Genomic DNA, 26,906 nt, shown 5'->3' with positions numbered 1-26,906 from the left:
TTACTCCCTGGCCTTGGCGGCAGCGGCCGGCGTGGCCGGCTTCAGCACCGGGCGGTTCTGCCGGTCCACGGCGATCACCGGCTGGCCCGCTCGCAGCAGGTGGCCACCGGCGGCAACCACCCAGTCACCCGCGTTCACGCCGGACAGCACCGGCACGGTCTCGCTGCCAAACGCACCGGTGGTGACCGAGGCGGCCTTCAGCGTGCTGTTGGCCGGATCGACCACCCACACGCTGGCGGCACCGTTGGCACCGCGCTGCAGCGCGCCCAGCGGCAGCTGCAGGGTACCGTGGCGACCGGCGCTGCTGTAGACGCGCGCGCTCTGGCCCAGTTCGACATCGGCCAGCGCATCGGCGGCCAGGCTGACGCGGGTGGCATAGGTGCGTGCCTGCGGATCGGCGGCGGCGGCGATCTCGCGGATCGTACCGGGCAGGCGCTGGCCCGGGCGGTTCCACAGTTCCACCTCGACCGGCTGGCCGACCGCGTAGTCGCGGATGGTGGCTTCAGGCAGGTCGATCAGCACTTCGCGGCCGCCATCGGCGGCCAGGTTGAAGATGGTCTGGCCGGCGGACACCACCTGCCCGGCTTCGGCCTCGCGGCTGGCGATCACGCCATCGGCCGGCGCGCGCAGCTGCGCGTAGTCAGCCTGGTTGCGCAGCACATCGAGGTTGGCGCGGGCCGCATTGGCCTGGCCCTGCGCGGCCTTGAACGCCGCGGACTGCTGGTCCAGCTGCGAGCGGCTGACCAGTTGCTGGTCGGCCAGCACCTGGTAGCGCTTGAGGTCATCGCGGGCACGCACCAGGTCGGCCTCGGCCGCAGCCAGCTGCGCCTGTGAGGCACGGGCCTGCAGCGCGAAGTCAGCCACGTCCAGTTCGGCCAGCACGTCGCCCTTCTTCACCCGCTGGCCGGCATCGACGTGGCGCTTGACCAGGTTGCCTCCGACGCGGAACGACAGCGGGCTTTCCTGGCGGGCACGCACCGTGCCCGGGAATGCCGCCGGCGCCTGTCCGGCCTGTTCGCCGGGGTGAACCACCAGTACCGGCACGGCCGCCTGCGGCGCCTGTTCCTGTCCCGAACAGGCTGCCAGCGCAGCCACCCACACCATACCGCCCATCCAGCGCACGATCTTCATCGGTCAACGTCCTGAAAACACAGGGTTGCAACAAGGGGGAGCCGCGACTGCCGGCCCAATTTAATAAACCGGCCGGTATAGTATAAATATCGAACCGCTTGGTCTAGTATTGTTGCGATGAGTTCTTCCACTTCCCGCAAGCCGTCGGCCAAGCCTGCTGCCAAGGCCGCCGGACCCGGGCGCCCCAAGGATCTGGGCAAGCGCGCGGCGATCCTTGAAGCAGCCAAGGTACTGTTCATCGAACAGGGGTATACCGGCGTGAGCATGGACACCATCGCCGCCCAGGCCGGCGTCTCGAAGCTGACCGTGTACAGCCACTTCGGCGACAAGGAGACCCTGTTCTCCGAGGCCGTGCAGTCAAAGTGCATTGAAATGCTGCCCGATGCCCTGTTCGTGGCCGACACGGACGGCCCGCTGCGCGACCAGCTGATCGGCATCGGTCTGGCCTTCTTCGAACTGATCACCTCCGACGCGGCGATCTCGATCCAGCGCATGATGATGGCGCCGGAGACCGACGAACGCCTGCGCGAGCTGTTCTGGAAGGCAGGACCGGAACGTACCTGCGAGGCCCTGGCTGACTTCCTGCGGGCACGCGCCGAGCGCGGCGAGCTGGAAATCACCGACTATTCGCTGGCTGGCGAGCAGTTCCTGACCCTGGTCAAGGGCGAAGTGCACATGCATATGATGTGCGGCATGCCACTGTCACCGGTGGAATGCGACCCTCTTGCCCACGTGACCGCCAGCATCGACTTCTTCCTGCGCGCCTACGCGCCGCGAGGGGCCGGAACAGCTGAATAACCAAAACTGAACGAACCGGAGGTCGCGATGACTTCCGGCACTGCGACCCCGGCCCCCGGCAGCTGATGCTCTGGGCGCGCCGCCGGCCTCCGGGACCGGTAAAATGGCCGGCCCACTGCGCTGGATTTGAACCTCATGACGATTGATTACGCCCACGCCCGCGAACTGATGGTGGAACAGCAGATCCGTCCCTGGGACGTGCTGGACATCAAGGTGCTCGACGTCCTGGCCCGCCTGCCGCGCGAGGCTTTTGTCGCCGATGCACACCGGGCACTGGCCTACGCCGATGTCGAACTGCCGATCGGCCACGGCCAGAAGATGATGAAGCCGGTCATCGAGGGCCGTACCCTGCAGGCGCTGGACCTGCAGCCGGGTGACGAAGTGCTGGAAATCGGCACCGGCAGCGGCTTCCTGGCCGCCTGCATCGGCGCGCTGGCGCGCGATGTGCTGAGCCTGGAAATCGACCCGGAGCTGGCCGCCGCCGCGCGTGCCCGCCTGGACGCTTCCGGCCTGGGCAGCAACGTCCGCGTGGAAGTGGCCGATGCCCTGTCCTGGCAGACCGAACGCCGCTTTGACGTGATCTGTGTCACTGGTGCGGTCGACGTGGTGCCGTCACAGTTCGCCTCGTGGCTGCGTCCGGGTGGCCGCCTGTTCGTGATCCACGGCCGCTCGCCGGCGATGGAGGCCCTGCTGGTCAAGGCCGACGGCAGCTCCGAGTCCCTGTTCGAGACCGATATCGATTACCTGCGTGGTGCCGCCCCGGCCCCCCAGTTCCACCTCTGAGTCCAAGGAAGCCGCAATGATCCGCCGATCCCTCGCTGTTGCGCTGGCCACTGCCCTGCTGCCGTTGTCCGCCCATGCCGCCGACCTGCTGCAGGTCTACGAAATGGCCCGCAACGGCGATCCGCAGCTGTCGGCCGCCGAATCGACCCGGCTGTACGACAAGGAAGGCGCCGTGCAGGCGCGTGCCGCCCTGCTGCCGCAGATCAACGGCCAGGCCGCGCTGAACCGCACGCGCAGCGAGCCGAACGCCGACGCCAACTCCGGCTCGTTCACCAACAAGCGCCGCACCTACACGATCGACGGCAGCCAGACGCTGTTCAACTGGACCCAGATCAACAACCTGCGCTCGCAGCGTGAGCTGAGCAAGGCGGCGGACTTCACCCTCGAATCGGCCAACGACAACCTGATCGTGCGCACCTCGGCGGCCTACTTCAACGTGCTGGTGGCGATCGAATCGCTGAACGCCGCGCAGACCAACGAAGCGGCCGCGAAGAAGCAGTTCGACTTCGCCGACAAGCGCCTGGAAGTGGGCCTGGCGCCGATCACCGACGTGCACGAAGCACGCGCCCAGTACGACCAGGCGCGTGCCAACACCATCATTGCGCAGAACACCCTGGCCGATAACTACCAGGCCCTGACCGAACTGACCGGCCAGCCGGTGACCAACCTGCGTGGCCTGCCGGCGGACTTCCGCCCGGAAGTGCCGGCCAACCGCGGCAACATCGATGAGCTGGTGCAGCAGGCCACCACCCAGAATCCGGCGCTGAAGGCGCAGGAGCTGAAGGTCAGTGCGGCCGAAGCTGGCGTGCAGGCTGCCCGCGGTGGCCATTACCCGACCCTGTCGCTGGGCGGCAGCTGGGGCAAGAGCGCGACCTGGGGCGACAGCACCGGCGCCGGCTCGTTGTCGCCGGACGCACGCACCAACAGCATCGGCCTGACCCTGAGCGTGCCGATCTTCTCAGGTGGTGCCACCCAGTCCGGCGTGCGCCAGGCGCTGGCCCAGCGTGACATCGCCCAGGACGGCTACGAGCAGCAGAAGCGTGCCCTGGACCGCAATACCCGCAATGCCTACCAGACCCTGGTGCAGGGCATCAGCGAAGTGGAAGCCCGCCGCTTGGCGGTGGTCTCGGCGCAGAGCGCGTACGACGCTTCGCAGGTCGGCCTGGAGGTCGGCACCCGTACCGTGCTGGATGTGATCCAGAACCAGCGCATCCTGTTCTCGGCGCAGCTGGACTACGCCCAGGCCCGTTACACCTTCCTGCAGAACCGCCTGCTGCTGAGCCAGTCGCTGGGCGCACTGGACGTGGCCGAGCTGCAGGACGTGAACCGCCTGCTGACCCAGGACGCGGGCAATCCGGCAACGACGACGCACTGAGCCGTCGCCTGCCGGCAACGAAAAGCCACCCGCGAGGGTGGCTTTTTTGTGCGCGATGCACGGCCATCAGCCGGGCCAGGCCCGCAGCCACCCGATGGCGGCCAGCATGCACAGTCCGGCGGCCACAGGCGCCAGCAGCGCAAGGCCACGTGCCAACGGTGACTGCCCGCGCAGTACGGCCAGGCACAGGGCGGCCATCACCACCAGCACGACCGGGCCGGGCAGCACCGGCAGGATGCCCGCGGGCACGCCGAAAGCCAGCACCGCCGCTGACAGAATCAACGCGACCGGCACCGCCCGCACATGCATGCCGATTGCTTCGTCATGCCGTGCCGGCCACAGCTGCATCGCCAAGCTCAGGCCCACCCGCAGCAGCACCAGCAGCAGCGCGGCCAATCCGGCCGCGCCGGCCAGCGGCAGCAACGGCATCAGCCACTGCAGCTGCGGGTGCGGTTGCAGGGCTACCGCCAGCGGTCGCGTGCTGTCCAATGCAGGGAACTCGACCAGCCCGGCCTGCAATGCAGCGACCACGATCAGCAACAGCATGGCCAGCAGCAACATGCCCGCCAGCAGCCGCGACTGGCGCGCCTTCACCTGCCCGCCCAAGCCGGGAAATCCAACCGCCAGGCCCACGCTGGCGAACGCACCCAGCAGCGGCACGCTCGCCGCCAATACACCACCAAGCCCAAAGCGATAGGGAGCCGTCGCCTCCGGCAGCCAGGGAATCCAGTGCGCGTAGTGCATGTAACGGGCTGCCAGTGCCACCAGCAGCAGGCCGGTCCCGATCTTCATCGTCAACAGCGCACACGCCACCAGAACCATTCGTCGCCACGGCAGCAACCCGACCACACCAATCAGAAGCACCGCCAGGCTGGCCATCAGCGGACCCGGCACCGCGTAGTCGGCCTCGACGCCACAATAGGCCAGCAGTGCACGCAGATGACGGGCCAGCGATTGCGCCACGCCACCCATGGTCGCCACCAGTTCCAACAACAGCGCGCCGCCGAGCACACCGGCGGATGCCCGGCCCCAGCACGCACGCAACACTCCCTGCAGGCCATCGACAGCCGGCAGCTGCTGGTTGAGGGCGTGCAGGCAATACAGCAGTGGCATCGTACCCAGTGCGGCCAGCAACAGGCTCAGCACGATGGCCGGCCCAGCCTCGGCCGCCGTGTGCTGGCCGATCAGCGCGACGACATTGCCCCCCAGCAGCAGCGTCAGCGCCACCACTGCAAGATGCTCCATGCCGGGCCGGGCATCACCGATGCCCTCCGGCCTGCTGCCCCCATCCATCGCAAGCTCCCTTGATATCCGTCCAAGCGCGGTCGACAGCAGGCTGGCAGCCTGCGCCGAAGGGCGGTATCAGAATCCTTGCCGTGCACGCCGCGATGTGACCGCAGACACGCCCAGCGACGCGCACCCGGTTCTGTCGCGACAGAACTCCGCCCGCTAAGCAGAATTGATGCAGTCGATCACGTCAGTCGACGGACTGGGCGCAGGCCTGTGCGGCCGGTGGACTCAGCCGCGCGGCGGCGGCAGATGTGGCGCGACCAGGGCCAGCGTGCGCTGCAAAGCGCCACGGCCATTGCTGATCAACGTGCAGCCTGCCCGCGCCATGTCCTCGCGCGCCTGCGGGTCCTGGAGCAGGTGCTGCAGCAGGTCACCCACCGCTTGCACGTCATCGCCGATCAGCAAGGCACCGGCCTCACGCATGCGGCGGGAGATCTCGGCGAAGTTGTGCAGGTGGGGGCCGGTCACAGCCGCAGTGCCCATTGCCGCCGGTTCCAGCAGGTTGTGGCCACCGATCGGCTGCAGGCTGCCGCCGACGAAGGCAACCTGCGCGCAGGCATAGAACGGCATCAGCTCGCCCAGGGTGTCGATGACGAATACATCCGTGCCGGCCTCGGGCCATTGCTTCGCACGACGGGTCGCCACGCTCCAGCCCTGCTCGCGCGCCAGCGCCTCCACCTTCGGGAAGCGCTCGGGGTGCCGCGGCGCCCACAGCAACAACAGGTCGGGGTGCTGCTGGCGCAGGCGCCGATGCAGGTCGATCACCGCCTGCTCCTCGCCATCATGGGTACTGGCCGCGATCCACACCGGGCGCCCGGCGGGCACGCAGGCGTGGAACTGCTCGACGAAGCCCTGCACATCCGGCGTGGCGATATCGAACTTGAGGTTGCCCAGGGCCTGCACCTGTTCCCGCGCCGCCCCCAGCTGCACGAAGCGCGCGGCGTCGTCCTGCGACTGCGCGGCCACGCAGGTGACCGTGCGCAGCGCACGGCGGATCAGCGCCGCCAGCACCCGGTAACCGCGCAGCGAACGCGCAGACAGGCGGGCGTTGAGGATATAGACCGGAATATGGCGGTCGCGGCAGCCGAACAGCATGTTCGGCCACAGCTCGGTTTCCAGGATCAGCGCCAGGCTGGGCTGGAAGTGGCCGAGGAAGCGGTTGACGCTGCCCGGCACGTCGTACGGCAGATAGACGTGGTCCAGCGCGTCCCCCCACAGCGCACGCACGCGCTCCGAACCGGTCGGCGTGATGGTGGTGATGACCCAGCGGATGTCCGGACGCTGTTGGCGCAGGGCATTCACCAGCGGCGCGGCGGCATTGACCTCACCCACCGAGACCGCATGCAGCCAGACCCGCGGCTGGCCGGTCGGCTGCGGATACGAGGCATAGCGCTCGTCCCAGCGCCGGAAGTATTCACGGACCCGGAAACCGCGCCAGACCAGGTGGTACACGGTGATCGGCAGCAGGATGTAGAGCACGGCCGAGTACAGGCCGCGCAGGATCCATTCGGCAGGGTCTTTGCGCATGCGGCAAGGATACGGGAGCCCCCCGGGAAAGACACGCTGCCGGGTTGGTAGAATGGCGCCATGTCCGATGCCACCACCGCCGTCCGTCCGTCGCTGCGCGATCCCCGCAACTGGCCGATGTTCGCCGCCATGCTCGGCGCCTTCGCCATCGCCCGCCTGCCGTGGATGCTGCAGCGTGCGCTCGGTCGTGGCGTGGGCTGGATCAGCTGGCGCCTGCTCGGCAGCCGCCGTCGCGCCGCCGAAGTCAACCTGCGGCTGTGTTTCCCGGAAAAGGACGAAGCCTGGCGCCAGCGCCTGGTGCGCGACAGCTTCGACGCACTGGGTGTGGGCGTGCTCGAGTGCATCCGCGCGTGGTGGGGCAGCATCGACCGCATCCGCCCACAGGTGCAGATCGAAGGCCTGGAACATCTGCGGCGGATGCAGGCCGAAGGCCGCGGCGTACTGCTGGTGTCCGGCCATTTCATGACCCTGGAGATGTGCGGCCGCCTGCTGTGCGACTACGTCGATCTTTCAGGCATGTACCGCAAGCACAAGAACCCGGTGTACGAGTGGGCGGTGAAGTTCGGCCGCCTGCGCTATGCCAAGGCGATGTTCGCCAACGAGGACATCCGCGCGACCGTGCGCCACCTGAAGAAGGGCGGCTTTCTCTGGTATGCGCCGGACCAGGACATGCGTGGCAAGGACACCGTGTTCGTCCCGTTCTTCGGCCATACCGCGTCCACTATTACGGCCACCCACCAGCTGGCGCGCATGACCGGCTGCGCGGTGATTCCGTACTTCCACCGCCGCGAGGGCGGAAAGTACTTCCTGAAGATCGGCGCGCCGCTGGAGAACTTTCCCAGCGAGGATGTGGAAGCCGATACCACGCGGGTCAACCAGGCCATCGAAGCGATGGTGCGCGAGGCTCCCGACCAGTACCTGTGGATCCACCGCCGCTTCAAGCGCCAGCCCGGCGGTCGGAGTGATTTCTACAAGTAACGGTGGGGCGGGAGGGTTTCGTCCACGCATGGCGTGAATTTGATGACGCGGAGCATTCTGAAGTAGATCCACGCCATGCGTGGATGCTCTACATCCGGGTGCCGGCACCTACAACGGCCAACGGCACCATGCGTGCGGGTACTCACCCAACGTGCCGGCCAGGCCCGCACGGACCGGATTGGCCAGGATGTACATCGCCTTCTCATGAAGGGATTCATCGCTGCGTACGGCATGATCGTGGTAACCGTGCTGCCACAGCGCCCCTCGTCGCTCCAATCGCCGGTTCAGCAGTCGGCTGCTGCGTGATTTGAGCAGGGCCATACACTCGGCCAGGGTTCCTCCGCGCAGTTCCATCAGCCAGTGCAGATGGTCAGGCATCACCACCCAGGCGAGACTGTGGCTGAAGCCCCTACGCTCGACGAGGCGCAGGGTGTCGATCAGGATCGCCATGTTCGCCGCATCGGCGAATAACGGTTCACGGCCAAGGGTTGCCGTGGTCAATGAGTACACGTTGCCGGTTCGGGAATACCGACCGTAGCGGAGTCTGGGGCTGGCCATGGCCCAGCGTGCGATACACAGGGAGGCACGGGTAGTGGAGGTTGGCGCGCATTTGCGTCGGGAAAGCCCCATCCACGCATGGCGTGGATCTACTATGGCGACATGCGCCCAATGATCGTCCCATGCACGCCATGGCGTGGATCCACCGCGGCGACATTCGTTCGGTACGTGCAGTAGAGCCACGCCATGCGTGGATGGTCGATCACAGCAGCGGCGGCGCGTCGTCCGATTCCCGCGCCAGCAGGCTGCCGGCGAACAAGGCAGCGAGCAGCACGGTCAGGCCGCCCCAGAACGCGGAATAGAACGCCAGATGCGTGTTGAGCGGGAACACGGTGACCGCCAGCGCCAGCATCGCAGGGCGGGCCCGGTCACGCGCGGCCGTCGGTGCATAGCGCCAGGCCCGCCAGGCCTGGGCCACGGCTGCCAGCCACAGCAGCAGGCCGATCACCCCGGTTTCTGCCAGGATTTCCAGTACGATCTGATGCGCGTGCAGGGCGGGAGCATCCCCCCATACCGCCAGCCCCTCTTCGGCCACGCAGGCGGGATAGGCATCGCGGAAACCGCGTGCGCCGACGCCGTTGAACGGGTGTTCTTCGATCATGCAGACGGCGGCTTCCCAGATACGCGCGCGCCCCGACAGTGCCTCGTCGACACCGCGTTCGCTTCCATCCCACGCCATCGCGGTACGCGCAAGGCGTTCGCGCAGCTGCGGCACGCCCGCGGTGAGCACGCCGGCGCCCAGCACGCCGAGCAGCGCCAGCAGCAGCATCCGCTTCACACCGAACTGGCGCACGCCGCTGTAGGCCAGCACCAGCGCGAAGGTGATCCACGACGCGCGCGAGCCGGCCAGCAGCAGCACGCAGCCCAGCGCCGCCGCGGCCAGTACCCAACCCGGATTGCCAAAGCGACGCGCCAGCGGCAACAACAGGAACGGTGAGAGACTGGCCAGGACCTGGCCGAACTTCAGGTTGCACGGCCCGAGTGCGCCACTGAGGCGATCGACCACGGCCGCCTCAGTGGCCGGGCACAACGCGTGACCACTCACCGCAAGCTTCAGCTGCTCAAGCGACCAGAACCACGGGCTGGTTCCGGCCAGCGCCTGCACCAGCGCATCCAGCGTCCATGCGCCGGTGATCAGGGCCAGGCCGCCGAAGGTCAGCCGCCTGCGTTCCGGCGTGGCCACCGCGATCGCCACCAGCCACATGAAGGGCAGGTAGCGCAGGCCGGCAGCCGCCTTCGTCCACGACGCTGCCGGATCGATTGCATCAAACGCCGAGAACGCCTGCGGCAGCCAATAGCCGAGGAACAGGATCGAGGTCAGCGCCCACGCCGCCGTGCTCAACAGGTGCGGGCGGCGCTGCAGCCGGCGCATCACCATGCGCGCGGCAGCATAGACCGCGCCAAGGCCCAGCACGGTTTCGGCAATGCCCGGCAGCGGCCACATCGCCACGTACGCCAGCACCCACCAGGGCGCCCAGCGCCCGGCACGGTCGTCGCGCACGATGGCAGCGGGGTCAGCCGGCGAGATCGGCATAGAGGCGGAGGGTATCGCGCTGCATGGCCTGCAGGGTAAACGGGATGCGGGTCGGCAGGGACGGCGGCTGCGCCAGCAGGGCCAGCGCACGTTCACCCAGCGCGCGCGCGTCGCCGAGCGGCACCGTACCGCTGGGCTGCAGCTGCCGCAGCAGTTCGCCGACGCCACCGTGGTCCCAGCCCAGCACCGGGCGGCCGACCGACAGCGCCTCGACCACGGTGCGGCCAAACGCTTCCGGTTTGTCCGACAGCTGCAGCACCAGATCGCTGGCCGCATAGGCCTGGGCGATGCGCGCGGTCGGCGTGCTGATCTGCACGGCGTCGGTCACGCCCAAGGCAGTGGCCTGCCGGCGCAGGTCGGCCACGTAGGCTTCGCGGCCCGGTTCATCGGTGCCCAGCATCCACAGCTGTGCCGGCACACCAGCTGCACGTACATCGGCGAGCAATTGCAGCGCATGGGCATGTCCCTTCAGCCGGGTGCCCCGCCCCGGCAGCAGCAGCAGCGGGCCCCCAACCTGCGCCAGCCACGGGTAGTCGGCTGCCAGCGCCAGTCGTGGCCGGCGGTCGGCGCGGGCCACGCGCGGAAACTGTGTGACATCGACGCCGCGCGGAATCACCTGCAGCTTCGCTTCGGGTACCGTCGGATAGTGCCGCTGCACGTAGTCGCGCACGGTGTTGGACACGCAGATCACGCGTTCACCGCTGGTCATCACCGCGCTGTAGCGACTGGGCGAATTCAACCCGTGCACGGTGGTTACCCAGTGCGGGCGCTGGGCGGCGGGCATGGCACGGATCGCGTACAGGCCCAGCCATGCCGGCAGCCGCGAACGGGCGTGCACGATGTCCGCGCCGACTTCAGCGAACAGGCGGCGCAGGGTCGGCAGGTGGCGCAGCGTCAGCAGCGATTTGCGGCCGATGTCGAGGGTGAGGTGCTCGGCACCGCTATCGAGCAGGGGCTGCACCAGGCGGCCACCGGCGGAGACCACCAGCGCACGATGGCCGGCAGCGACCAGGGCCGCAGCGATTTCCAGGGTCGAGCGCTCGACACCGCCGGAGTGCAGCGCCGGCAGCAACTGCACCACGGTCAATCGGCGCATCGAAAAGGCCGCCGTTTAGTCGGCCAGCACGAACACGGAACCGCAGTACGGGCACTGCGCTTCGCCATTGGGCTCGTCCTCGATCGGCAGGTATACGCGCGGATGCGAGTTCCACAGCGCCATTTCCGGGGTCGGGCAGCTCAACGGCAGATCGCTGCGGTGCACGGTGTAGCGCTTCTCGGCGTTGGCGGGCGCGGTGGCGGTATGGCTCATGGCGGATTCGGTGAACGGGTTGCGAGGCCCGTGATTCTAGCATCTGGGCCGCAACGACATTGCCCCGCAACGCGCCTTTGCACGCCGCCGCCGATGCCTCGCATCTCCCCACCGCACGCCGGGCGGCGGCGACTCCGGGGATTTCGCGGTCGTTCCGGCAGGTTCGCTCGCCAGAATCGACTCCAGCGATATTTCCCGCATTTGGATCGAACTAAATGGCACTTGCCAGCGCGCGGCGGCTGTTGCAGGATCGGGCCAGGTCGCACCCCGACCCACCCAATCCAACCCGATCGCATGGCCCGCCCCCACCGGACCGGCATCGCCTCTTCCACTGCCAGCCTGGCGGGCGGAGCGATGCTGTCCGTGGTGTCCGCCGATGCGGGTTCGCCCGCCGCCAGCCCTTCCGGGAGACCCTTGCATGACCCTGTCCGATCCGCGCCGCGCCCTGCTTCCGCTCGCCCTGGCCCTGGCCTGTGCGACCACTGCGATGCCGGCGCGGGCGCAGGGGCTGCAGACCTCGTTCGAACCGGGCGAACCTGTACCGGCGCAGGCCACCGGTGCGCTACAGGTCACGATCGGCAATGGACCAGCCGCGCCCTACGCCGCCAAGCGCAACGCCGGCTACAGCGGCCTGCATGCGCTGCGCTACAGCAGCGAAGGCGGCAGCGCGCGGCGCGAACTGTTCAAGGCCGACCTGCCCATCGAGGCCGATACCACGCTGTCGTGGCTGGTGCTGCCGGAAATCGTCGGCAAGGACACCGTCGCCTCGACCTATGTATCGCTGGACCTGCTGCTGGACGATGGCAGCCGCGTTTCGGCCGGTGCGGCACGCGACCAGCATGGCGTGGCGATCGGCGCACGCGCGCAGGGCGAATCGAAGACGCTGTACCCGCAACAATGGGCCCGCAAGGCAGTGCGGCTGGGCGACGTGCCCACGCTGAAGGGCCGCCGCGTGGTGGCGATCGAGCTGGAGGTGGCCAGTGCCGAGGGCGCGCCGGTCTCTGGCTGGATTGATGACGTGCGCCTGGATGCCCAACCGCGCCAGCAGCCGCAGCGCGTCTCGGACTGGGTGCTGACCACACGCGGCACCCAGGCCAACGGAACGTTCTCGCGCGGCAACAACCTCCCGGCCACGGCGGTGCCGCACGGGTTCAACTTCTGGACCCCGGTGACCGACGCCGGCGCACTGAACTGGCTGTACCGCTGGAACGAACAGAACGATGCGCAGAACCGCCCGCAGCTGCAGGCGCTGGCACTGAGCCACCAGCCCAGCCCGTGGATGGGCGACCGCCAGACCTTCCAGGTGATGCCTTCGGCCAGCCGTGGCGCGCCGGACGCCGACCGCCGCAAACGCGCGCTGTCGTTCGACCGCCGCCACGAAAGCGCCCGCCCGTACCGTTACGACGTGCGCTTTGACAATGGCATCGCTGCCGCCATCGCGCCGACCGATCATGCCGCACTGTTCCGATTCGACTTCCCCGAGGGCGGCGACGCCAACCTGCTGTTCGACAATGTCGATGCGCGCGGTGGCCTGACCCTGGACGCCGCCACGCAGACGCTGTCCGGCTACACCGATACGCGCAGCGGCCTGTCCAACGGTGCCAGCCGCATGTACGTGGTGGCCAGCTTCGACAAGCCGTGGCGCAGCAGCGGCCGCCTCGACACCGGCCGCCCGACCGGCTACATCAAGTTCGACGCCGGCAGCGACCGGCGGGTGACGATGCGCATCGCCACCTCGCTGATCTCGGTCGAGCAGGCGCGGCACAACCTGGCACTGGAAATCAGCGCTGCCGATACGCTGGAGAGCGTGGCCAGCCGTGCGCAGGATGCATGGGACGCGCGCCTGGCCCGTTTCGACATCGGCAACGCCAGCGACGACCAGAAGACCACGCTGTACTCCAGCCTGTACCGGCTGTACCTGTACCCCAACTCCGGCCATGAAAACGTGGGCAGCGCGGCCCTACCCGACTGGCGCTACGCCAACCAGGCCAGCGCCAGCGATGACAACACCGATGGCAGCGCGACCCGCAGCTATGCGGCCGTGCGCGACGGCAAGGTCTTCGTCAACAACGGCTTCTGGGATACCTTCCGCACCACCTGGCCGGCCTATGCGCTGTTTACGCCCGACGATGCCGGCCAGCTGGTGCAAGGCTTCATCGAGCAGTACCGCGCCGGCGGCTGGATCGCGCGCTGGTCGTCGCCGGGCTACGCCGACCTGATGGTCGGCACCAGCTCGGACGTGGCCTTCGCCGATGCCTGGCTGAAGGGCATCGGCGGCTTCGATCCGGCCGAGGCCTACGCCGCCGCGCTGAAGAACGCGACCGTGGTCCCGCCCGACCGTCATGTCGGCCGCAAGGGCATGGACCGTTCGACCTTCCGTGGCTACGCCAGCGCGGACGTGCACGAAGGCATGTCATGGACGATGGAAGGCGCGCTCAATGACTTCGGCATCGCCAACATGGCCGATGCACTGGCCAAGCGCGCCACCACGCCGGCTGCACGCGAGCGCTACAGCACCGAGGCCGAGTACTTCCGCTATCGCGCCGCCAGCTACGCGACCATGTTCGACCCGGCCGCCGGCTTCTTCCAGGGCCGCAAGGCCGATGGCCGCTGGCGCGTGGACGCCAAGGATTACAACCCGCGCGTATGGGGCCACGACTACACCGAATCCAATGGCTGGACCTTCGCCTTCACCGCCGCCCACGATGGCGAAGGCCTGGCCGCGCTGTACGGTGGCCGCGACAAGCTGGCGGCGAAGCTGGATGCCTTCTTCGCCACGCCGGAAACCGCCGACCCGGCACTGGCCGGCTCCTATGGCGGCACCATCCACGAGATGACCGAAGCGCGCGACGTGCGCATGGGCATGTACGCGCACAGCAACCAGCCGGCGCACCACATCCCGTGGATGTACCTGTACGCCGGGCAGCCGTGGAAGACCCAGCAGCATGTGCGCGAGATCCTGTCGCGGCTGTATGTGGGCAGTGAGATCGGCCAGGGCTGTCCCGGTGACGAGGACAACGGCGAGACCTCGGCGTGGTACGTGCTGGCATCGCTGGGCCTGTACCCGCTGCGCATGGGCGCACCGGAGTACGTGATCGGCTCGCCAGCCTTCGAACATGCGCGCGTGGAACTGCAGGGTGGTGCCGTGCTGACCGTGAACGCGGCCAACAACTCGCGTGAGAACGTCTACGTGCAGTCGCTGACGATCAACGGCAAACCGTGGACGAAGACCTGGGTGCCGCACGAGCTGATCGCCAAGGGCGCGACCCTCGACTTCGTGATGGGCCCCCGTCCCTCGCGCTGGGGCAGTGGCGTGGATGATGTGCCGCGCTCGTTGACCTCACGCGGCCAGCGCCCGCAGCTGCTGCACGACCTGCTCGGCAGCGGCGCGAAGGCGACGTTGGCCGATGGCCGCGCCCTGCCCGCGCTGGTCGATGACGATGCCGGCACGACGGTGGGCCTGGGCGGCGGTGCAACCATCGCGCTGGCCGGCCTGGCTGAGGGCACCCCGACGATGTACACGCTGACCAGCGGTGACAGCCGTATCCAGGGCGGTGAGTGGACACTGGAGGCGCGCAACGGCAGCGGCAGCTGGGCCGTGCTCGACCAGCGCAGCGGCGAAGACTTCGAATCCGCCCGCCAGACCCGTCCATTCCGCATTGCAAAACCCGGTCGCTACAGCGAATACCGCCTGCGCCTGGCGGCACCGGGACGACTGCCGCTGGCGGAGATCGAACTGCTGGCGGCCGGCACCGTACAATGAGCGGCATGCGCTTCCGTTTTCTGCCCTTGGCCCTTGTTGCCCTGTCCTTCTCCAGTTTCGGCCAGACCCAGGCGTTCGATACGCAGCTGACCCGCGACGGCGTGACGCTGAACTACCAGGACGCCCGTGGCGCCCTGGCCGCGCCGCAGCGCAAGCGGGTGATCGATACGTTCTTCTTCGCCTACCTGCGCGAACGTGCGGACTTCCACCCGGCCGCGCCGGCGATGGTGCGCATCGTGATCGACCCGGCCTACACCGGCATCGCCTTCGTCGGTGACAAGGACCAGGCCGCAACGATCACCATCAACCCGGGTTGGCTTGCGCAGCACCCCAACGACATCGACCTGGTCACCCATGAGGCCATGCACATCGTGCAGGGCTATCCGGGCTATGGCGACGCACGGGTGCCGGGTTGGCTGGTGGAGGGCATCGCCGACTACGCACGCGACCGCTACGGCATGGACAATGCCGCTGCGGGCTGGGCACTGCCGGGCAAGGTCGAGAAGGGGCAGAACTTCGACAGCGGCTACCGGGTCACCGGTGCGTTTCTGAAATGGGCCGACGCCGAACATCCGGGCCTGGTGCTGGCACTGGACAAGGCCCTTCGCGACGGCCGCTATGCACCGGCGCTGTGGCAGAAGCACACCGGCAAGGCACTGCCTGCGCTGTGGACGCAGTATGCCAAGCCGCGTTCGGATGCACCGCCGCCGGCACCAACGCGCCGCGGCAAGCGGCGCTGAGCCCCAACGCACTTTACGTTCGCCGGCATTGCCCGGCGTTACCGCATCGCGGCCTCAGCGCGACTGCACGAAACCGGCGTACAGCGCGAACAGTTGCTGGAAGTACCGCCGCGTCACTCGATTGCGCATGACACCCTCGCCCGTGGAAAGTTGGTCGGGCCCAGGGTGGGAAGGCCGGTCCGGTCCCTTCCCACGGCCGGGCCGCGTGGGCGTATTGGGCCGCAACGGCGTTGCAGGGAAATGACCGGGCGGCGTAGCGCGTGTGGCACAGACCGGGGTAGAGCCGGCCGCTGGCCGGCTGCCGTCGCGTGCCTGGACATCATTGCGGTTGCCGGCCAGCGGCCGGCACTACCCGTGTCCGCTTTGCGCAAACAGAAACGCGCCCCGTAGGGCGCGTTTCTGCGATCGAACCGGAAAGAAGGCTTATGCCTTCTTTTCCGCTTCCAGCTGCTTCCTGATCTGCGCATCGACCGCTGCAATCGCGGTCATGTTCAGGATCCGGCGCGAGGTCGCGCTGGTGGTCAGGATGTGCACCGGCTTGTTCACGCCCATCAGGATCGGGCCGATCGCCACGCCGTCGGTGAACACGCGCACCAGGTTGTAGGCGATGTTGGCCGCTTCCAGGTTCGGCAGCACGAACAGATTGGCACGGCCCTGCAGGGTCGAGCCCGGCAGCAGCTTCTGGCGCAGCGCTTCATCCCATGCGGTGTCGCCCTGCATTTCGCCATCCACGTTCAGGCGCGGGTTGCGCTTGAGCAGCAGCTCGCGCACCTGGCGCATCTTCAGCGCATCCTTCGAATCGTGGCTGCCGAAGTTGGAGTGCGACAGCAGCGCCACCTTCGGCTCGATGCCGAACAGCTTCATGCGGTACGCCGCCTGCAGGGTCGCCTCGCACAGCTGCTCGGCGGTCGGATCTTCCTGCACGTGGGTATCGACGAAGAAGAACACGCCCTGCTGGTTGATCACGCCGGTCATTGCCGAGGTCGAGGTGACCTTCGGCTCCAGCGGCAGCACGCTGCGCACGTAGCCCAGCTTCTTGTGGAAGCGGCCGACGATGCCGGTCAGCATCGCATCGGCTTCGCCACGGGCCACCATCACCGCTGCGATCAGGGTCGGGCGCGAACGCATCAGGTTCTTCGCCGCAGCCACGGTCACGCCACGGCGGCCGGTCAGGCCGTGGTAGTACTGCCAGTACTCGTTGAAGCGCGGGTCGTCGTTGATGTTGGTGACTTCAACGTTCTCGCCGATCTTCAGGCGCAGGCCGAGGCGCTCGATGCGCGACTCGATCACTTCCGGGCGGCCGATCAGGATCGGATGCGCCAGGCCGTCATCGACCACGTTCTGCACCGCCTGCAGCACCACTTCCTCTTCGCCCTCGGCGTACACCACGCGCTGCTTGTCGCTGCGCGCGCGGTCGTACACCGGCTTCATCATCAGGCTGGTGCGGTAGACGAACTGGGCCAGCTTGTCGCGGTAGGCGCCCATGTCCTCGATCGGGCGCGAAGCCACGCCCGAGTCCATCGCGGCCTGGGCCACGGCGGCCGACAGCTCCACCAGCAGGCGGCGGTCAAACGGACGCGGGATCAGGTATTCACGGCCGAAGCTCGGGGTCTCGCCGCCATAGGCCGAGCCCATGTCGGTGGCCGCGCGGCGCGCCAGCGCGGCGATGGCACGCACGCAGGCGATCTTCATTTCCTCGTTGATCGCAGTCGCGCCCACGTCCAACGCACCACGGAACAGGTACGGGAAGCACAGCACGTTGTTGACCTGGTTCGGGTAGTCCGAGCGGCCGGTGCCGATGATCGCGTCCGGACGGGCGGCGCGCGCCACTTCCGGCATGATTTCCGGAGTCGGGTTGGCCAGCGCGAAGATCACCGGATCCGGGGCCATGGTCTTGACCATCTCGGCGGTCAGGATGCCCGGTGCCGACAGCCCCAGGAAGATGTCCGCGCCGTCGACGATCTCGGCCAGGGTGCGCTTGCCGGTATCGCGCGCATAGCGCTGCTTTTCCGGGTCCAGGTCGGTACGGCCGGTGTGGATCACACCCTCGCGGTCGAAGGCCAGGATGTTTTCCGGCTTCAGGCCCAGCTGCACCAGCATGTTCACGCAGGAAATGCCGGCGGCGCCCATGCCCGTGGTCGCCAGCTTCACGTCCTCGATCTTCTTGCCGGTGATCGCCATGGCGTTGAGCACCGCTGCGCCGACGATGATCGCCGTGCCGTGCTGGTCGTCATGGAACACCGGGATCTTCATGCGCTCGCGCAGCTTGCGCTCGACCACGAAGCACTCCGGCGCCTTGATGTCTTCCAGGTTGATGCCGCCGAAGGTCGGCTCCAGCGAGGCGATGATGTCGACCAGCTTGTCCGGGTCGGTTTCATCCACTTCGATGTCGAACACATCGATGCCGGCGAACTTCTGGAACAGCACGCCCTTGCCTTCCATCACCGGCTTGCCGGCCAGCGCGCCGATGTTGCCCAGGCCCAGCACCGCGGTGCCGTTGGAGATCACCGCCACCAGGTTGCCGCGGGCGGTCAGCTCGCTGGCCTGCTGCGGGTCGGCCTTGATCGCTTCACAGGCATACGCCACGCCCGGCGAATACGCCAGCGACAGGTCGCGCTGCGTCAGCATGGGCTTGGTAGCGGAAACCTTGATCTTTCCCGGCGGGGACATCCGGTGGTAATCGAGGGCGGCCTGTTTGAAATCTTCGTTGGACATCGATGTGGGTTACATGAATGGGCAGAAGGGACAGGGGATCATACCCCCGTTGGAGCGTCTGGACCTGTCGCTATCCTGTCGCAGCCATGCTGCGACCGCACAATTCCGTGCCGTATGCGGCGGGGCCCCAGACCAGCATCGGCGTTGCCCATGACAGTCATGGGACGCCTTGAAACGCCGCGGGGCCGTACCACTGTCGTGGCCGGCCCCGCGGTACCACACACCTGGATCAGCCCTTGGCCGGCAGCGCCTCGGGCAGCGCATCGACCGGCGGCGGCAGTTCGCTCTCGCGGCCGTCCAGCGCCAGCTGCAGGCGGTTGCGGTCCAGCGCGCCTTCCCAGCGCGAGACCACCACGGTGGCCACCGCATTGCCGATGAAATTGGTCAGCGAGCGGCATTCGCTCATGAAGCGGTCCACGCCCAGGATCAGCGCCATGCCGGCCACCGGCACCTCCGGCACCACGGCCAGGGTGGCGGCCAGGGTGATGAAACCGGCGCCGGTGACACCGGCCGCGCCCTTGGAGCTGAGCATCGCGACCAGCAGCAGGGCGATCTGGTGGCCCAGGGTCAGTTCGGTGTTGGTGGCCTGGGCGATGAACAGTGCCGCCAGGGTCATGTAGATGTTGGTGCCGTCCAGGTTGAACGAGTAGCCGGTCGGGACCACCAGGCCCACCACCGACTTGCTGCAGCCGGCGCGTTCCATCTTCTCCATCAGCGACGGCAGCGCCGACTCCGACGAAGAGGTGCCCAGCACCAGCAGCAGCTCGGCCTTCAGGTAGCGCGCCAGCTTGAACACCGAGAAGCCACACAGTCGGCAGACCAGGCCCAGGATCACCGCCACGAACAGGAAGGCGGTGAGGTAGAACGAGCCCACCAGCCAGGCCAGGTTGATCAGTGAGCCGACGCCATACTTGCCGATGGTGAAGGCGATCGCGCCGAAGGCACCGATCGGGGCGGCCTTCATCAGGATGTGCACCAGCTTGAACACCGGGGCGACCAGCGCCTCCAGGAAGTTCACGATCGGCCTGCCTTTCTCGCCCACCGAGGCCAGCGCGATGCCGAACAGCACCGCGATGAACAACACCTGCAGGATGTTGCCATCGACGAAGGCGCTCACCAGCGTCTTCGGGATGATGTCCATCAGGAAGCCGACCAGGGTCAGGTCATGCGACTTTTCGACGTAGCTGTGCACCGCGGTCTGGTCCAGCTCGGCCGGGTTGATGTTCATGCCGGCGCCGGGCTGCACCACGTGCGCCACGATCATGCCGACGATCAGCGCCAGCGTGGAGAAGAACAGGAAGTACGCCATCGCCTTGGCAAACACCCGGCCCACCGTGCGCAGGTGGGTCATGCCGGCGATGCCGGTGACGATGGTCAGGAAGATCACCGGTGCGATGATCATCTTCACCAGGTTGATGAAGGCATCGCCCAGCGGCTTCATCTTTTCGCCCACCAACGGTTCGTAGTGGCCGAGGATGGCGCCGAGGACGATCGCCACGATCACCTGGAAGTACAGCTGGCGATAGATCGGCAACGGCTTTGCAGGCGCCGGGGCTGCGGTCGGGATGTGCATGGCGGACTCCGGAAGGGGCGTTTTCAGGCACGTACGGCCCCGGGACTGCACGGGAACCGCTACCGTGGAAACTGATCGCCCTGTGCTGCACGCGCAGGAGGTGCGACCAATGGACGCCTTTGTACGCGCTGGGCACGTCGGCGCAGATAACCTATTGGTACTAGCCCCCCGGTTCAGGTGGCGCAGGTGCCTACACTGGCGCCACACCGCCCAGACACGGGAAGGCCGGTGGCCCGGGCTGAACGGCCGGGCGCGTCCTTGCGAAAGTTTCGGCCCCTGCGGCCGTTGTTGTCCTGTCCACACGCAATCCGAGAGAGCCGCACCCAACATGCGCCCGAATCCCACCTTGCTGGCCCTGTCGCTGGCCGCCCTTCCCGCCTTCGCCTCGGCCGCCGATTTCGACAACTGGCCGACCAAGTACGCCTTCGGCGACGGCACCGAACTGGCCGCTACCGCCAACATCGCCTACGACTACAACGATTTCTCCTCGGGCAGTGGCCTGGAGGATGACGACGCGGTGCGTCGCAAGGAGTTCGGTGCGACGCTGAAGAAGAAGGGCGTTTACGACGCGATGGTCTACTACGACTTCCAGTCCGATACTTGGCTGGACGTGTTCGTGCGCTTTGAAAGCAAGGCCTTCTTCGGCCGCGACATCGGCCGCTTCCGCTTCGGCTACATGAAGACCCCGGTCGGCCTGGACGCGAACACCTCTTCGCGCGCCGGCAGCTTCCTGGAAACCGCGCTGCCCGTGCAGGCCTTCTACGCCGGCCGCCGCACCGGCGTGGAATGGGTGCTGGAGCGCCCGCAGTACCTGCTGCAGGCCGGCGCCTATGGCGGCAAGGACCTGCAGGGTGACAACCCCGGCACCACCCAGGCCGTGCGTGCGGTGTGGACCCCGGTGAAGGCGCCGGGTGACGTGATTCACCTGGGCCTGGCCTATTCGCAGGAGAATCCGCGCGGCTACAGCGATGGCCGTGACGTGCACCACGAGGCCAGCGCGCGCCTGCGTGCACGCCCGGAAGCCGGCCTGACCGACATCCGCTATGTCGATTCCGGCGCGCTGGTCACCGCCGACCAGATCCGCCGCACCGGCCTGGAAGGCATCTGGATCCGCGGCCCGTTCTCGCTACAGGCCGAAGCCCTGCGCGCCACGGTCACCCGCCATGACGGCAAGCCCGACTACACCGGCAGCGGCCAGTACGCGATGGCCAGCTGGGTGCTGACCGGCGAGTCGCGCCCGTACAACGCAGGTGCCGTGGCCAACATCAAGCCGGCGCACGACTACGGCGCGGTGGAACTGGTGGCCCGTTACAGCCGCTTGGACCTCGACGATGGCAGCATCCTTGGTGGCCGCCAGCACGACCTGACCCTGGGCGCGAACTGGTACCTGACCAGCCACTTCAAGTTCCAGGCCAACTATGTGAAGGTCGACGCCAGCCGTCGCGGTGTGCACAGCACGCCGGAGATCTTCGAACTGCGCGCGCAGATGCACTTCTGACCCCTTCCACGTCAGACCCCGGCGGGCGTGCACGTCACGCCCGCCGGCCCTGCGTAGACTGCCGCCATGTACTGGCTCAGCCGCCACCGGATGCTGTTGCTGACCCTCCTGGTGATGGTCGGTGGGACCGTGCTGTGTGCGGTCGCCGCCGGCCACTACGCCTGGCGGCGCGCCCTCGGCGAGGAAAGCAGCCAGGTGCAACGCCAGCTGCAGCTGTACGGCCAGGGCCTGCAGCAGCGCATCGACCGCTTCGGCACGTTGCCGCAGGTACTGGCGCTGGATCCGGATCTGCTGCACGCCCTGCGTGTGCCGCCCTCGCCCACCGAACAGCAGCGGCTGAACCTCAAGCTGCAACGCGCCAATGAAGTCACCCGTGCCTCGACCCTGACCCTGGTCGGCCACGACGGCGTGGCAGTGGCGGCCAGCAACTGGGACCAGCCGACCAGCAACGTCGGCGAGAACTACAGCTACCGCCCCTACTACCGGCAGGCACTGGCGCAGGGCCGCGGCCGCTTCTACGGCATCGGCATGACCACCGGCGTACCCGGCTACTACCTGTCGCAGGCCATCGAGGAAGGTGGCAAGCGGCTCGGCGTGGTGGTGATCAAGGTCGAGCTGTCGGCGCTGGAACAGGAATGGTTGAGCAGCCCGGACGTGGTGCTGGCCAGCGACGACCATGACGTGGTGTTCCTGGCCAACCGTGACAGCTGGCGCTACCGCCTGCTGCGCCCGCTGGGCGCCGATGAGCGCCGCGAAATGCTGGACGCCCGCCAATACGCCGACCGCGCGTTGCAGCCATTGCGCGCGCGTACTGAAGACGTGCTTGCCGATGGTGGCCGCATGGTGCGCCTGCTCGATCCCGTACTGCCGCAGCCGATGCTGTGGCAAAGCCTGCCGTTGCCCGCCGAAGGCTGGAACCTGCATCTGCTGCACGACGCCAGCGCCGCCACCGCCGCCGGCCGCGCGGCCGCACTCACCGGCGGTGCCGCGTGGCTGGCGCTGGGCTTCCTGGTGCTGTTCGTGCAGCAGCGCCGACGCCTGGCCAAGCATCGCCTGCGCAGCCGCCGCGAACTGGAAACCCTGCTCAAGCAGCACGCACAGGAACTGCGCACCGCACAGGATGGCCTGCTGCAGGCGGCCACCGACGCCGACAGCGGACTCAGCCGCAGCCTCGAACACCTGCCGCAGGGCGTGGTGGTGATCGACCGCGAACTGCGCCTGGTCGCGTGGAATTCGCGCTATCTGGAACTGTTCCGGTTCCCGGCAGACCTGGTCCGCGTGGGCCGGCCGATCGAGGAACTGTTCCGCTTCAACGCACGCCGTGGCCTGCTCGGTCCGGGCCCCGTCGATGAAGCAATCGAGCGTCGCCTGAACCACCTGCGCAGCGGCCGCCCGCACATGCGCGAGAGCGAGAAGGACGACGGCACGGTGCTGGAGATCCGTGGCAATCCGCTGCCTGACGGCGGCTTCGTCACCAGCTATGCCGACATCACCAGCTACAAGAATGCCGCGCGCGAACTACGCTCGCTGGCCGATGCGCTGGAACACCGCATCGCCGAACGCACCCGCGACCTGGACGAAGCACGCCGCGAAGCCGAACAGGCCAACCGCTACAAGACCCGTTTCGTCGCCTCGGCGGTGCACGACCTGCTGCAGCCCCTCAACGCGGCGCGCATGTTCGTCTCGGTGCTGCGCGGCAAGCTGAGTGACCCGGCGCAGCAACAGACCAGCGACCACATCGATGCTGCATTGGCCGCGCAGGATGCGATCCTCAACAGCCTGCTGGATATCTCGCGGCTGGAATCAGGATCGTTGCAGCTACGTGTGCGCGCCTTTGCGATTTCGCCGCTACTGGAGACCCTGGCGCGTGAGTTCGGCATCGCCGCACAGAGCCGCGGCCTGCAACTTGGCTGGGTGGACACCCGCGCAGTGGTGATCAGTGATGAAGCGCTGCTGCGCCGTATCCTGCAGAATTTCCTGTCCAACGCGCTGCGCTACACACCACAGGGACGCGTGCTGATCGGCTGTCGGCGCGCGGGCGACCAGCTGCGCATCGAGGTACACGACCAGGGCCCGGGCATTCCGGAAAGCCTGCAGGGTGAGATCTTCGAAGAGTTTCGTCGCCTGAACGATGGTGTGGAGCAGGAACGTGGCGCCGGCCTGGGCCTGGCCATCGTCGAACGCATCGGCCGCCTGCTCGGCCACTGCATCAGCCTGCGTTCCACCCTGGGTAAGGGCAGCGTATTCGCCGTGAGCGTGGCACTCGGTCGCGCCGACGATGTGATCGCACCTGCCGCAGCGCCGGTCATCGCGAGCGAACCCTCCGATGACAGCCCACTGCAAAAGTGCCGGGTGTGGAGCATCGACGATGATCCCCACGTCTGTGCGGCGACCCGTGCGCTGCTGGAACGCTGGGGCTGCCAGGTGGAACTCGCCGATGGCCCGCAGGGTGCATTGGAAATCGCCAGTGCAATGAACGTACCGCAGTTGCTGCTGCTGGACGTGCGCATGGGGCAATGGCACGGACCGGACCTGTATGAAGCGCTGTGCACGCTGTGGAAGGTGCGCCCGCCGGTGATCCTGGTGACCGCCGAGCGTGACGAGGCACTGAAGGCGCATGCCGCCGAGAAAGGCTGGGGATTCCTGCTCAAGCCGGTGCGACCGCCCGCGTTGCGGGCATTGATGACGCAGATGTTGTTGCGGCATCGGGGGTAATACCGCTTTGCCATGTGGGGCACCGCCGTGCCGGTGCGCGGGCAGGGTCGCTCCCGGCTGATCCCGTACCGAATGCCTACGCCCCTTCGCGTGAGATCCGCAAAGTGAGAAGGAGCGAGACGGGCGACGTAGATGCGTAAAGCATGGACAAATTCCGAGCAAAGACAAGCAGTCTCCTGACAGACCGGCGCTACTGAAGCATGGAATATCTTCTTCCCCGGCCGATCGGCCGACCACACCGTAGGCGAAGAATGGACAAGCATTCACTGGGTAGCGTTGTTCTTGCAGCTGGCCTGGCACTGGCAACCGGCGAAGCAAATGCGGAGAGTGAAACGACCTTCAATGGTGTCAGATATCGCTGCACCAACAGCTGTGTCGTCAATGTTGACTCTGCCGGCGCCTGGAAAGTTACGGATTGCTGTGGCGGACGCGTAAGGACAGTATTCCAGACAACCCGACCACCGGACTGCAATGGTCCTTTTGATTGCCCTATTGATTGACACCCATAGCCCGCGACCGAGGATCCACAGTGAGCTCCAATCACGTGCCCAGCTCCATCATACATATCTCACATCTGATCGCTGCAACACTACTATGCATGTGCTGCGCAGGATGTACCGATGACAGAGCATCAGATGCCAACACTACTCTCAATACGAGCGCGGCAGACGCACAAATCAATCAAGTCATATCGAGCGATCTCAGCACAAAGCCCTTGGTTGTGCGATCAAGAACAGACAACTCGACAGCAACCTCCCGTCGCGTAGCATCCTCACTCGAGCATCTCCAATCAGAATCTGCACTCATCTTCGAGGGCGGAATCTCAAGTCAAGTTGCCGCAGACCTTCTACGCTCCGGCAGAAGCACATCAGACGTGATCGACCGCATGACCCAGGACGCTGCAACCAGCACTGAGGCACAAGATCTAGCCAAGCACTATCGATCCTCAATAACACGCGCGATGGGTGAGGACGCCCAACTGGAGCGCCTGTCATGCGGCCTTAGCATCTGCATCGGCATCGCTCGGGCCAAAAGCAATGCCGACCATGAAGCCTGGGGCCGCAGGCTTGCGTCAGACCAATCCTCTCCCACCTACAGCTACGCCGAAGCGTCTGAGAATCTTGGCTCTGGATACGAGAACAGATTCATATTCTCCACCGATCCAGTGATGAATTCGATCAGCGGCAACTAATCCTTCAACCAAGCTGAAGCGTTCCAGTGCGTAAGGCCACGAGGAGCTCGCACCCCTGATGAATCTGGAAAGAACCATCTTTGTACAGATACCAAGCTATCGAGACCCTCAGCTGTTACCCACGTTGAAGGACATGATAGAAAATGCTAAGTCGCCATTCCTGCTGCGCGTTGTCATCTGCTGGCAACACGGATCCGAACAGGACATCCAGTCGTTCGAAGCGAACGGATTTGAATTGACCCATACAGCAACCGAAGAAGGCACTACAGTCCATTTCTTACGGATACATGGTGCAAACATCGAGTTGATCGACATTGATTACATTCACTCCAAGGGATGCGGCTGGGCCAGAAACCTGGCCCAGCGGCGCTACCGGGGTGAGCACTACAACCTTCAGATCGACTCGCACCACCGCTTTTCCGGTGAATGGGACTTCAAGATGAAGAGCCTACTCGAGCGTCTGAGGGTGCACTCACCAAGGCCACTTCTAACAGGATACCCCCCCAGCTTCGATCCTGACACCTATCCTTTGGGGAGGCAGGAGTACACCGCCGCCATCATCTTCGACTCGTTCTCACCAACCGGAGTCGTCAGATTTCGATCTGTCCGTCTCCCCGCGCCCGTTCATGGTGAGATTGCATTCAAGGCGAAGTTCGTAGCCGGCGGATTCATCTTCTCGGATGGGGCCTTCACACAGGAAGTAATGAGCGATCCTGACCATTTCTTCTGCACGGAAGAAATCGCAACATCCATACGCGCGTTCACGAAGGGATATGAGTTCTATCATCCATATGCGCCGCTGCTGTGGCATCAGTACGACAACCATGCCCGAAAGGTGTGGGACGACCAGTCAGAACCGCCAGCAGCCAACTCCGCCACCTCCATGACACTTGAAGATCGTTCCAGCGCGGCGCTACGAAAGACACTCGCTCTGGTCGGCCTTCCTACGGGATCTGAGATGGAAGACTTTGGAATTTTTGGACTGGGCTCACAGCGCACACTGCGTCAGTACGAGCGACACACCGGGATCAACTTTCGACTTCGAGCAGTTCACAAGCAATCACTTACTGTGCAAGAGCCAGTCCGCTTGTCAGAGACCATTGAAGAGAATGAATGGAAGCGGAGTCTCGTCTACTTCCGCTCAATGCGAGTCCACATTTCCTGCGCAACCCGCTGCCCTTCATTTCCGGCCTCGGTGCTTGTCTCTTCCTACTCGTCGGATGGCGTGAGGCAGTCAACCCGCGAGTTGTCCAAGTCCGAACTGAAATCTCTTTCAAGAGAAGGCCAAGTCCAGTATTTCGACACACTCAGGGCACCGCTGGACCAACTGCCGGTCCGCTATTTGGTACACGTGCGCAGCGACGATGCGCTGACGGACCATCAGCTTTCGATCTTCGTTGAAGAGGTCCTTCTCTGACAACAGCGCC

Annotated in this window: 19 protein-coding genes; 10 read left to right on the top strand and 9 right to left on the bottom strand. The window is 66.5% G+C overall.

Annotation, left to right across the window (positions count from 1 at the left end; all coding sequences use genetic code 11):
* Entirely contained in the window at window positions 1-1,131 is a 1,131-nt protein-coding gene (locus VG543_RS11075) for an efflux RND transporter periplasmic adaptor subunit (protein WP_019662050.1), read from the bottom strand.
* A 117-nt stretch (window positions 1,132-1,248) separates the two neighbouring features.
* On the opposite strand from VG543_RS11075, the gene VG543_RS11070 reads away from it, so the two are divergent.
* The 3 genes from VG543_RS11070 (at window position 1,249) to VG543_RS11060 (ending at window position 4,087) form a co-directional block, all read left to right on the top strand.
* The gene (locus VG543_RS11070) at window positions 1,249-1,929 is read left to right on the top strand and encodes a TetR/AcrR family transcriptional regulator (RefSeq protein WP_019662051.1); all 681 of its coding nucleotides are present in this window, start codon (window positions 1,249-1,251) and stop codon (window positions 1,927-1,929) included.
* A gap of 135 nt (window positions 1,930-2,064) precedes the next feature.
* On the top strand, window positions 2,065-2,712 hold the full coding sequence (locus VG543_RS11065; protein WP_019662052.1) for a protein-L-isoaspartate O-methyltransferase family protein: 648 nt from the start codon (window positions 2,065-2,067) through the stop codon (window positions 2,710-2,712).
* A 16-nt stretch (window positions 2,713-2,728) separates the two neighbouring features.
* On the top strand, window positions 2,729-4,087 hold the full coding sequence (locus VG543_RS11060; RefSeq protein WP_005419128.1) for a TolC family outer membrane protein: 1,359 nt from the start codon (window positions 2,729-2,731) through the stop codon (window positions 4,085-4,087).
* Between the two features lie 66 nt (window positions 4,088-4,153).
* Here VG543_RS11060 and VG543_RS11055 read toward each other — a convergent pair whose 3' ends face one another.
* Window positions 4,154-5,380: an amino acid transporter gene (locus tag VG543_RS11055; protein WP_423178554.1), complete on the bottom strand. Its 1,227-nt coding sequence runs from the start codon at window positions 5,378-5,380 to the stop codon at window positions 4,154-4,156.
* Window positions 5,381-5,605: 225 nt separating this feature from the next.
* Window positions 5,606-6,904, bottom strand: a complete 1,299-nt coding sequence (waaA, locus tag VG543_RS11050) for a lipid IV(A) 3-deoxy-D-manno-octulosonic acid transferase (RefSeq protein ID WP_058983546.1) — start codon at window positions 6,902-6,904, stop codon at window positions 5,606-5,608.
* 60 nt (window positions 6,905-6,964) lie between these two features.
* Between waaA and VG543_RS11045 the strand changes: the two genes are divergently transcribed.
* The gene (locus VG543_RS11045) at window positions 6,965-7,882 is read left to right on the top strand and encodes an LpxL/LpxP family Kdo(2)-lipid IV(A) lauroyl/palmitoleoyl acyltransferase (RefSeq protein WP_423178553.1); all 918 of its coding nucleotides are present in this window, start codon (window positions 6,965-6,967) and stop codon (window positions 7,880-7,882) included.
* 108 nt (window positions 7,883-7,990) lie between these two features.
* Here the strand turns inward: VG543_RS11045 and VG543_RS11040 are convergent, their stop codons facing one another.
* From VG543_RS11040 to VG543_RS11025, 4 genes are all read right to left on the bottom strand, one after another.
* The gene (locus tag VG543_RS11040; protein ID WP_423178552.1) at window positions 7,991-8,440 is read right to left on the bottom strand and encodes an REP-associated tyrosine transposase; all 450 of its coding nucleotides are present in this window, start codon (window positions 8,438-8,440) and stop codon (window positions 7,991-7,993) included.
* A gap of 202 nt (window positions 8,441-8,642) precedes the next feature.
* Window positions 8,643-9,974: an O-antigen ligase family protein gene (locus tag VG543_RS11035; RefSeq protein WP_423178551.1), complete on the bottom strand. Its 1,332-nt coding sequence runs from the start codon at window positions 9,972-9,974 to the stop codon at window positions 8,643-8,645.
* A complete protein-coding gene (locus VG543_RS11030; protein ID WP_423178550.1) occupies window positions 9,955-11,070 on the bottom strand; it encodes a glycosyltransferase in 1,116 nt (371 codons plus the stop codon). The genes VG543_RS11035 and VG543_RS11030 overlap by 20 nt, the downstream gene beginning before the upstream one ends.
* 15 nt (window positions 11,071-11,085) lie before the next feature.
* On the bottom strand, window positions 11,086-11,283 hold the full coding sequence (locus tag VG543_RS11025; RefSeq protein ID WP_005410967.1) for a zinc-finger domain-containing protein: 198 nt from the start codon (window positions 11,281-11,283) through the stop codon (window positions 11,086-11,088).
* A 418-nt stretch (window positions 11,284-11,701) separates the two neighbouring features.
* On the opposite strand from VG543_RS11025, the gene VG543_RS11020 reads away from it, so the two are divergent.
* Both VG543_RS11020 and VG543_RS11015 read left to right on the top strand, forming a co-directional pair.
* Window positions 11,702-15,046, top strand: a complete 3,345-nt coding sequence (locus tag VG543_RS11020; protein ID WP_423178549.1) for a GH92 family glycosyl hydrolase — start codon at window positions 11,702-11,704, stop codon at window positions 15,044-15,046.
* Window positions 15,043-15,786: a basic secretory protein-like protein gene (locus VG543_RS11015; RefSeq protein WP_423178548.1), complete on the top strand. Its 744-nt coding sequence runs from the start codon at window positions 15,043-15,045 to the stop codon at window positions 15,784-15,786. Before VG543_RS11020 ends, VG543_RS11015 begins: the two co-directional genes overlap by 4 nt.
* 423 nt (window positions 15,787-16,209) lie before the next feature.
* On the opposite strand, the gene VG543_RS11010 is transcribed toward VG543_RS11015, so the two are convergent.
* Entirely contained in the window at window positions 16,210-18,501 is a 2,292-nt protein-coding gene (locus VG543_RS11010) for an NADP-dependent malic enzyme (RefSeq protein WP_423178547.1), read from the bottom strand.
* A 229-nt stretch (window positions 18,502-18,730) separates the two neighbouring features.
* Complete coding sequence (locus VG543_RS11005; protein WP_021204354.1) at window positions 18,731-20,074, bottom strand: dicarboxylate/amino acid:cation symporter; 1,344 nt, start codon at window positions 20,072-20,074, stop codon at window positions 18,731-18,733.
* A 328-nt stretch (window positions 20,075-20,402) separates the two neighbouring features.
* On the opposite strand from VG543_RS11005, the gene VG543_RS11000 reads away from it, so the two are divergent.
* The 4 genes from VG543_RS11000 to VG543_RS10985 all read left to right on the top strand — a co-directional run bounded on the left by VG543_RS11000 (window position 20,403) and on the right by VG543_RS10985 (window position 26,896).
* On the top strand, window positions 20,403-21,572 hold the full coding sequence (locus VG543_RS11000) for an OprO/OprP family phosphate-selective porin (protein WP_111098062.1): 1,170 nt from the start codon (window positions 20,403-20,405) through the stop codon (window positions 21,570-21,572).
* Between the two features lie 66 nt (window positions 21,573-21,638).
* The gene (locus tag VG543_RS10995; protein WP_423178546.1) at window positions 21,639-24,287 is read left to right on the top strand and encodes a PAS-domain containing protein; all 2,649 of its coding nucleotides are present in this window, start codon (window positions 21,639-21,641) and stop codon (window positions 24,285-24,287) included.
* An 874-nt stretch (window positions 24,288-25,161) separates the two neighbouring features.
* Window positions 25,162-25,479: a hypothetical protein gene (locus tag VG543_RS10990; RefSeq protein WP_143566365.1), complete on the top strand. Its 318-nt coding sequence runs from the start codon at window positions 25,162-25,164 to the stop codon at window positions 25,477-25,479.
* Between the two features lie 58 nt (window positions 25,480-25,537).
* A complete protein-coding gene (locus tag VG543_RS10985) occupies window positions 25,538-26,896 on the top strand; it encodes a GlcNAc-transferase family protein (RefSeq protein ID WP_423178545.1) in 1,359 nt (452 codons plus the stop codon).
* The last annotated feature ends 10 nt before the right edge of the window (window positions 26,897-26,906 follow it).

This window comes from Stenotrophomonas sp. CASM101, assembly GCF_049384845.1.
GTDB classification, from domain to species: Bacteria; Pseudomonadota; Gammaproteobacteria; order Xanthomonadales; family Xanthomonadaceae; genus Stenotrophomonas; species Stenotrophomonas hibiscicola.
Note: the sequence above shows the minus strand (reverse complement) of the source record. Positions and strands in the feature narration are given on the sequence as shown.

Bases quoted from the DNA above. Each gene is read 5' to 3' on its own strand.
- waaA (WP_058983546.1), bottom strand. From the start codon at position 6,904: ATGCGCAAAGACCCTGCCGAATGGATCCTGCGCGGCCTGTACTCGGCC.
- VG543_RS11060 (WP_005419128.1), top strand. From the start codon at position 2,729: ATGATCCGCCGATCCCTCGCTGTTGCGCTGGCCACTGCCCTGCTGCCG.
- VG543_RS11000 (WP_111098062.1), top strand. From the start codon at position 20,403: ATGCGCCCGAATCCCACCTTGCTGGCCCTGTCGCTGGCCGCCCTTCCC.
- VG543_RS11020 (WP_423178549.1), top strand. From the start codon at position 11,702: ATGACCCTGTCCGATCCGCGCCGCGCCCTGCTTCCGCTCGCCCTGGCC.
- VG543_RS11030 (WP_423178550.1), bottom strand. From the start codon at position 11,070: ATGCGCCGATTGACCGTGGTGCAGTTGCTGCCGGCGCTGCACTCCGGC.
- VG543_RS11045 (WP_423178553.1), top strand. From the start codon at position 6,965: ATGTCCGATGCCACCACCGCCGTCCGTCCGTCGCTGCGCGATCCCCGC.
- VG543_RS11075 (WP_019662050.1), bottom strand. From the start codon at position 1,131: ATGAAGATCGTGCGCTGGATGGGCGGTATGGTGTGGGTGGCTGCGCTG.
- VG543_RS11035 (WP_423178551.1), bottom strand. From the start codon at position 9,974: ATGCCGATCTCGCCGGCTGACCCCGCTGCCATCGTGCGCGACGACCGT.
- VG543_RS11040 (WP_423178552.1), bottom strand. From the start codon at position 8,440: ATGGCCAGCCCCAGACTCCGCTACGGTCGGTATTCCCGAACCGGCAAC.
- VG543_RS11065 (WP_019662052.1), top strand. From the start codon at position 2,065: ATGACGATTGATTACGCCCACGCCCGCGAACTGATGGTGGAACAGCAG.
- VG543_RS10985 (WP_423178545.1), top strand. From the start codon at position 25,538: ATGAATCTGGAAAGAACCATCTTTGTACAGATACCAAGCTATCGAGAC.
- VG543_RS11025 (WP_005410967.1), bottom strand. From the start codon at position 11,283: ATGAGCCATACCGCCACCGCGCCCGCCAACGCCGAGAAGCGCTACACC.
- VG543_RS11070 (WP_019662051.1), top strand. From the start codon at position 1,249: ATGAGTTCTTCCACTTCCCGCAAGCCGTCGGCCAAGCCTGCTGCCAAG.
- VG543_RS11055 (WP_423178554.1), bottom strand. From the start codon at position 5,380: ATGGATGGGGGCAGCAGGCCGGAGGGCATCGGTGATGCCCGGCCCGGC.
- VG543_RS11010 (WP_423178547.1), bottom strand. From the start codon at position 18,501: ATGTCCAACGAAGATTTCAAACAGGCCGCCCTCGATTACCACCGGATG.
- VG543_RS11005 (WP_021204354.1), bottom strand. From the start codon at position 20,074: ATGCACATCCCGACCGCAGCCCCGGCGCCTGCAAAGCCGTTGCCGATC.
- VG543_RS11015 (WP_423178548.1), top strand. From the start codon at position 15,043: ATGAGCGGCATGCGCTTCCGTTTTCTGCCCTTGGCCCTTGTTGCCCTG.
- VG543_RS10995 (WP_423178546.1), top strand. From the start codon at position 21,639: ATGTACTGGCTCAGCCGCCACCGGATGCTGTTGCTGACCCTCCTGGTG.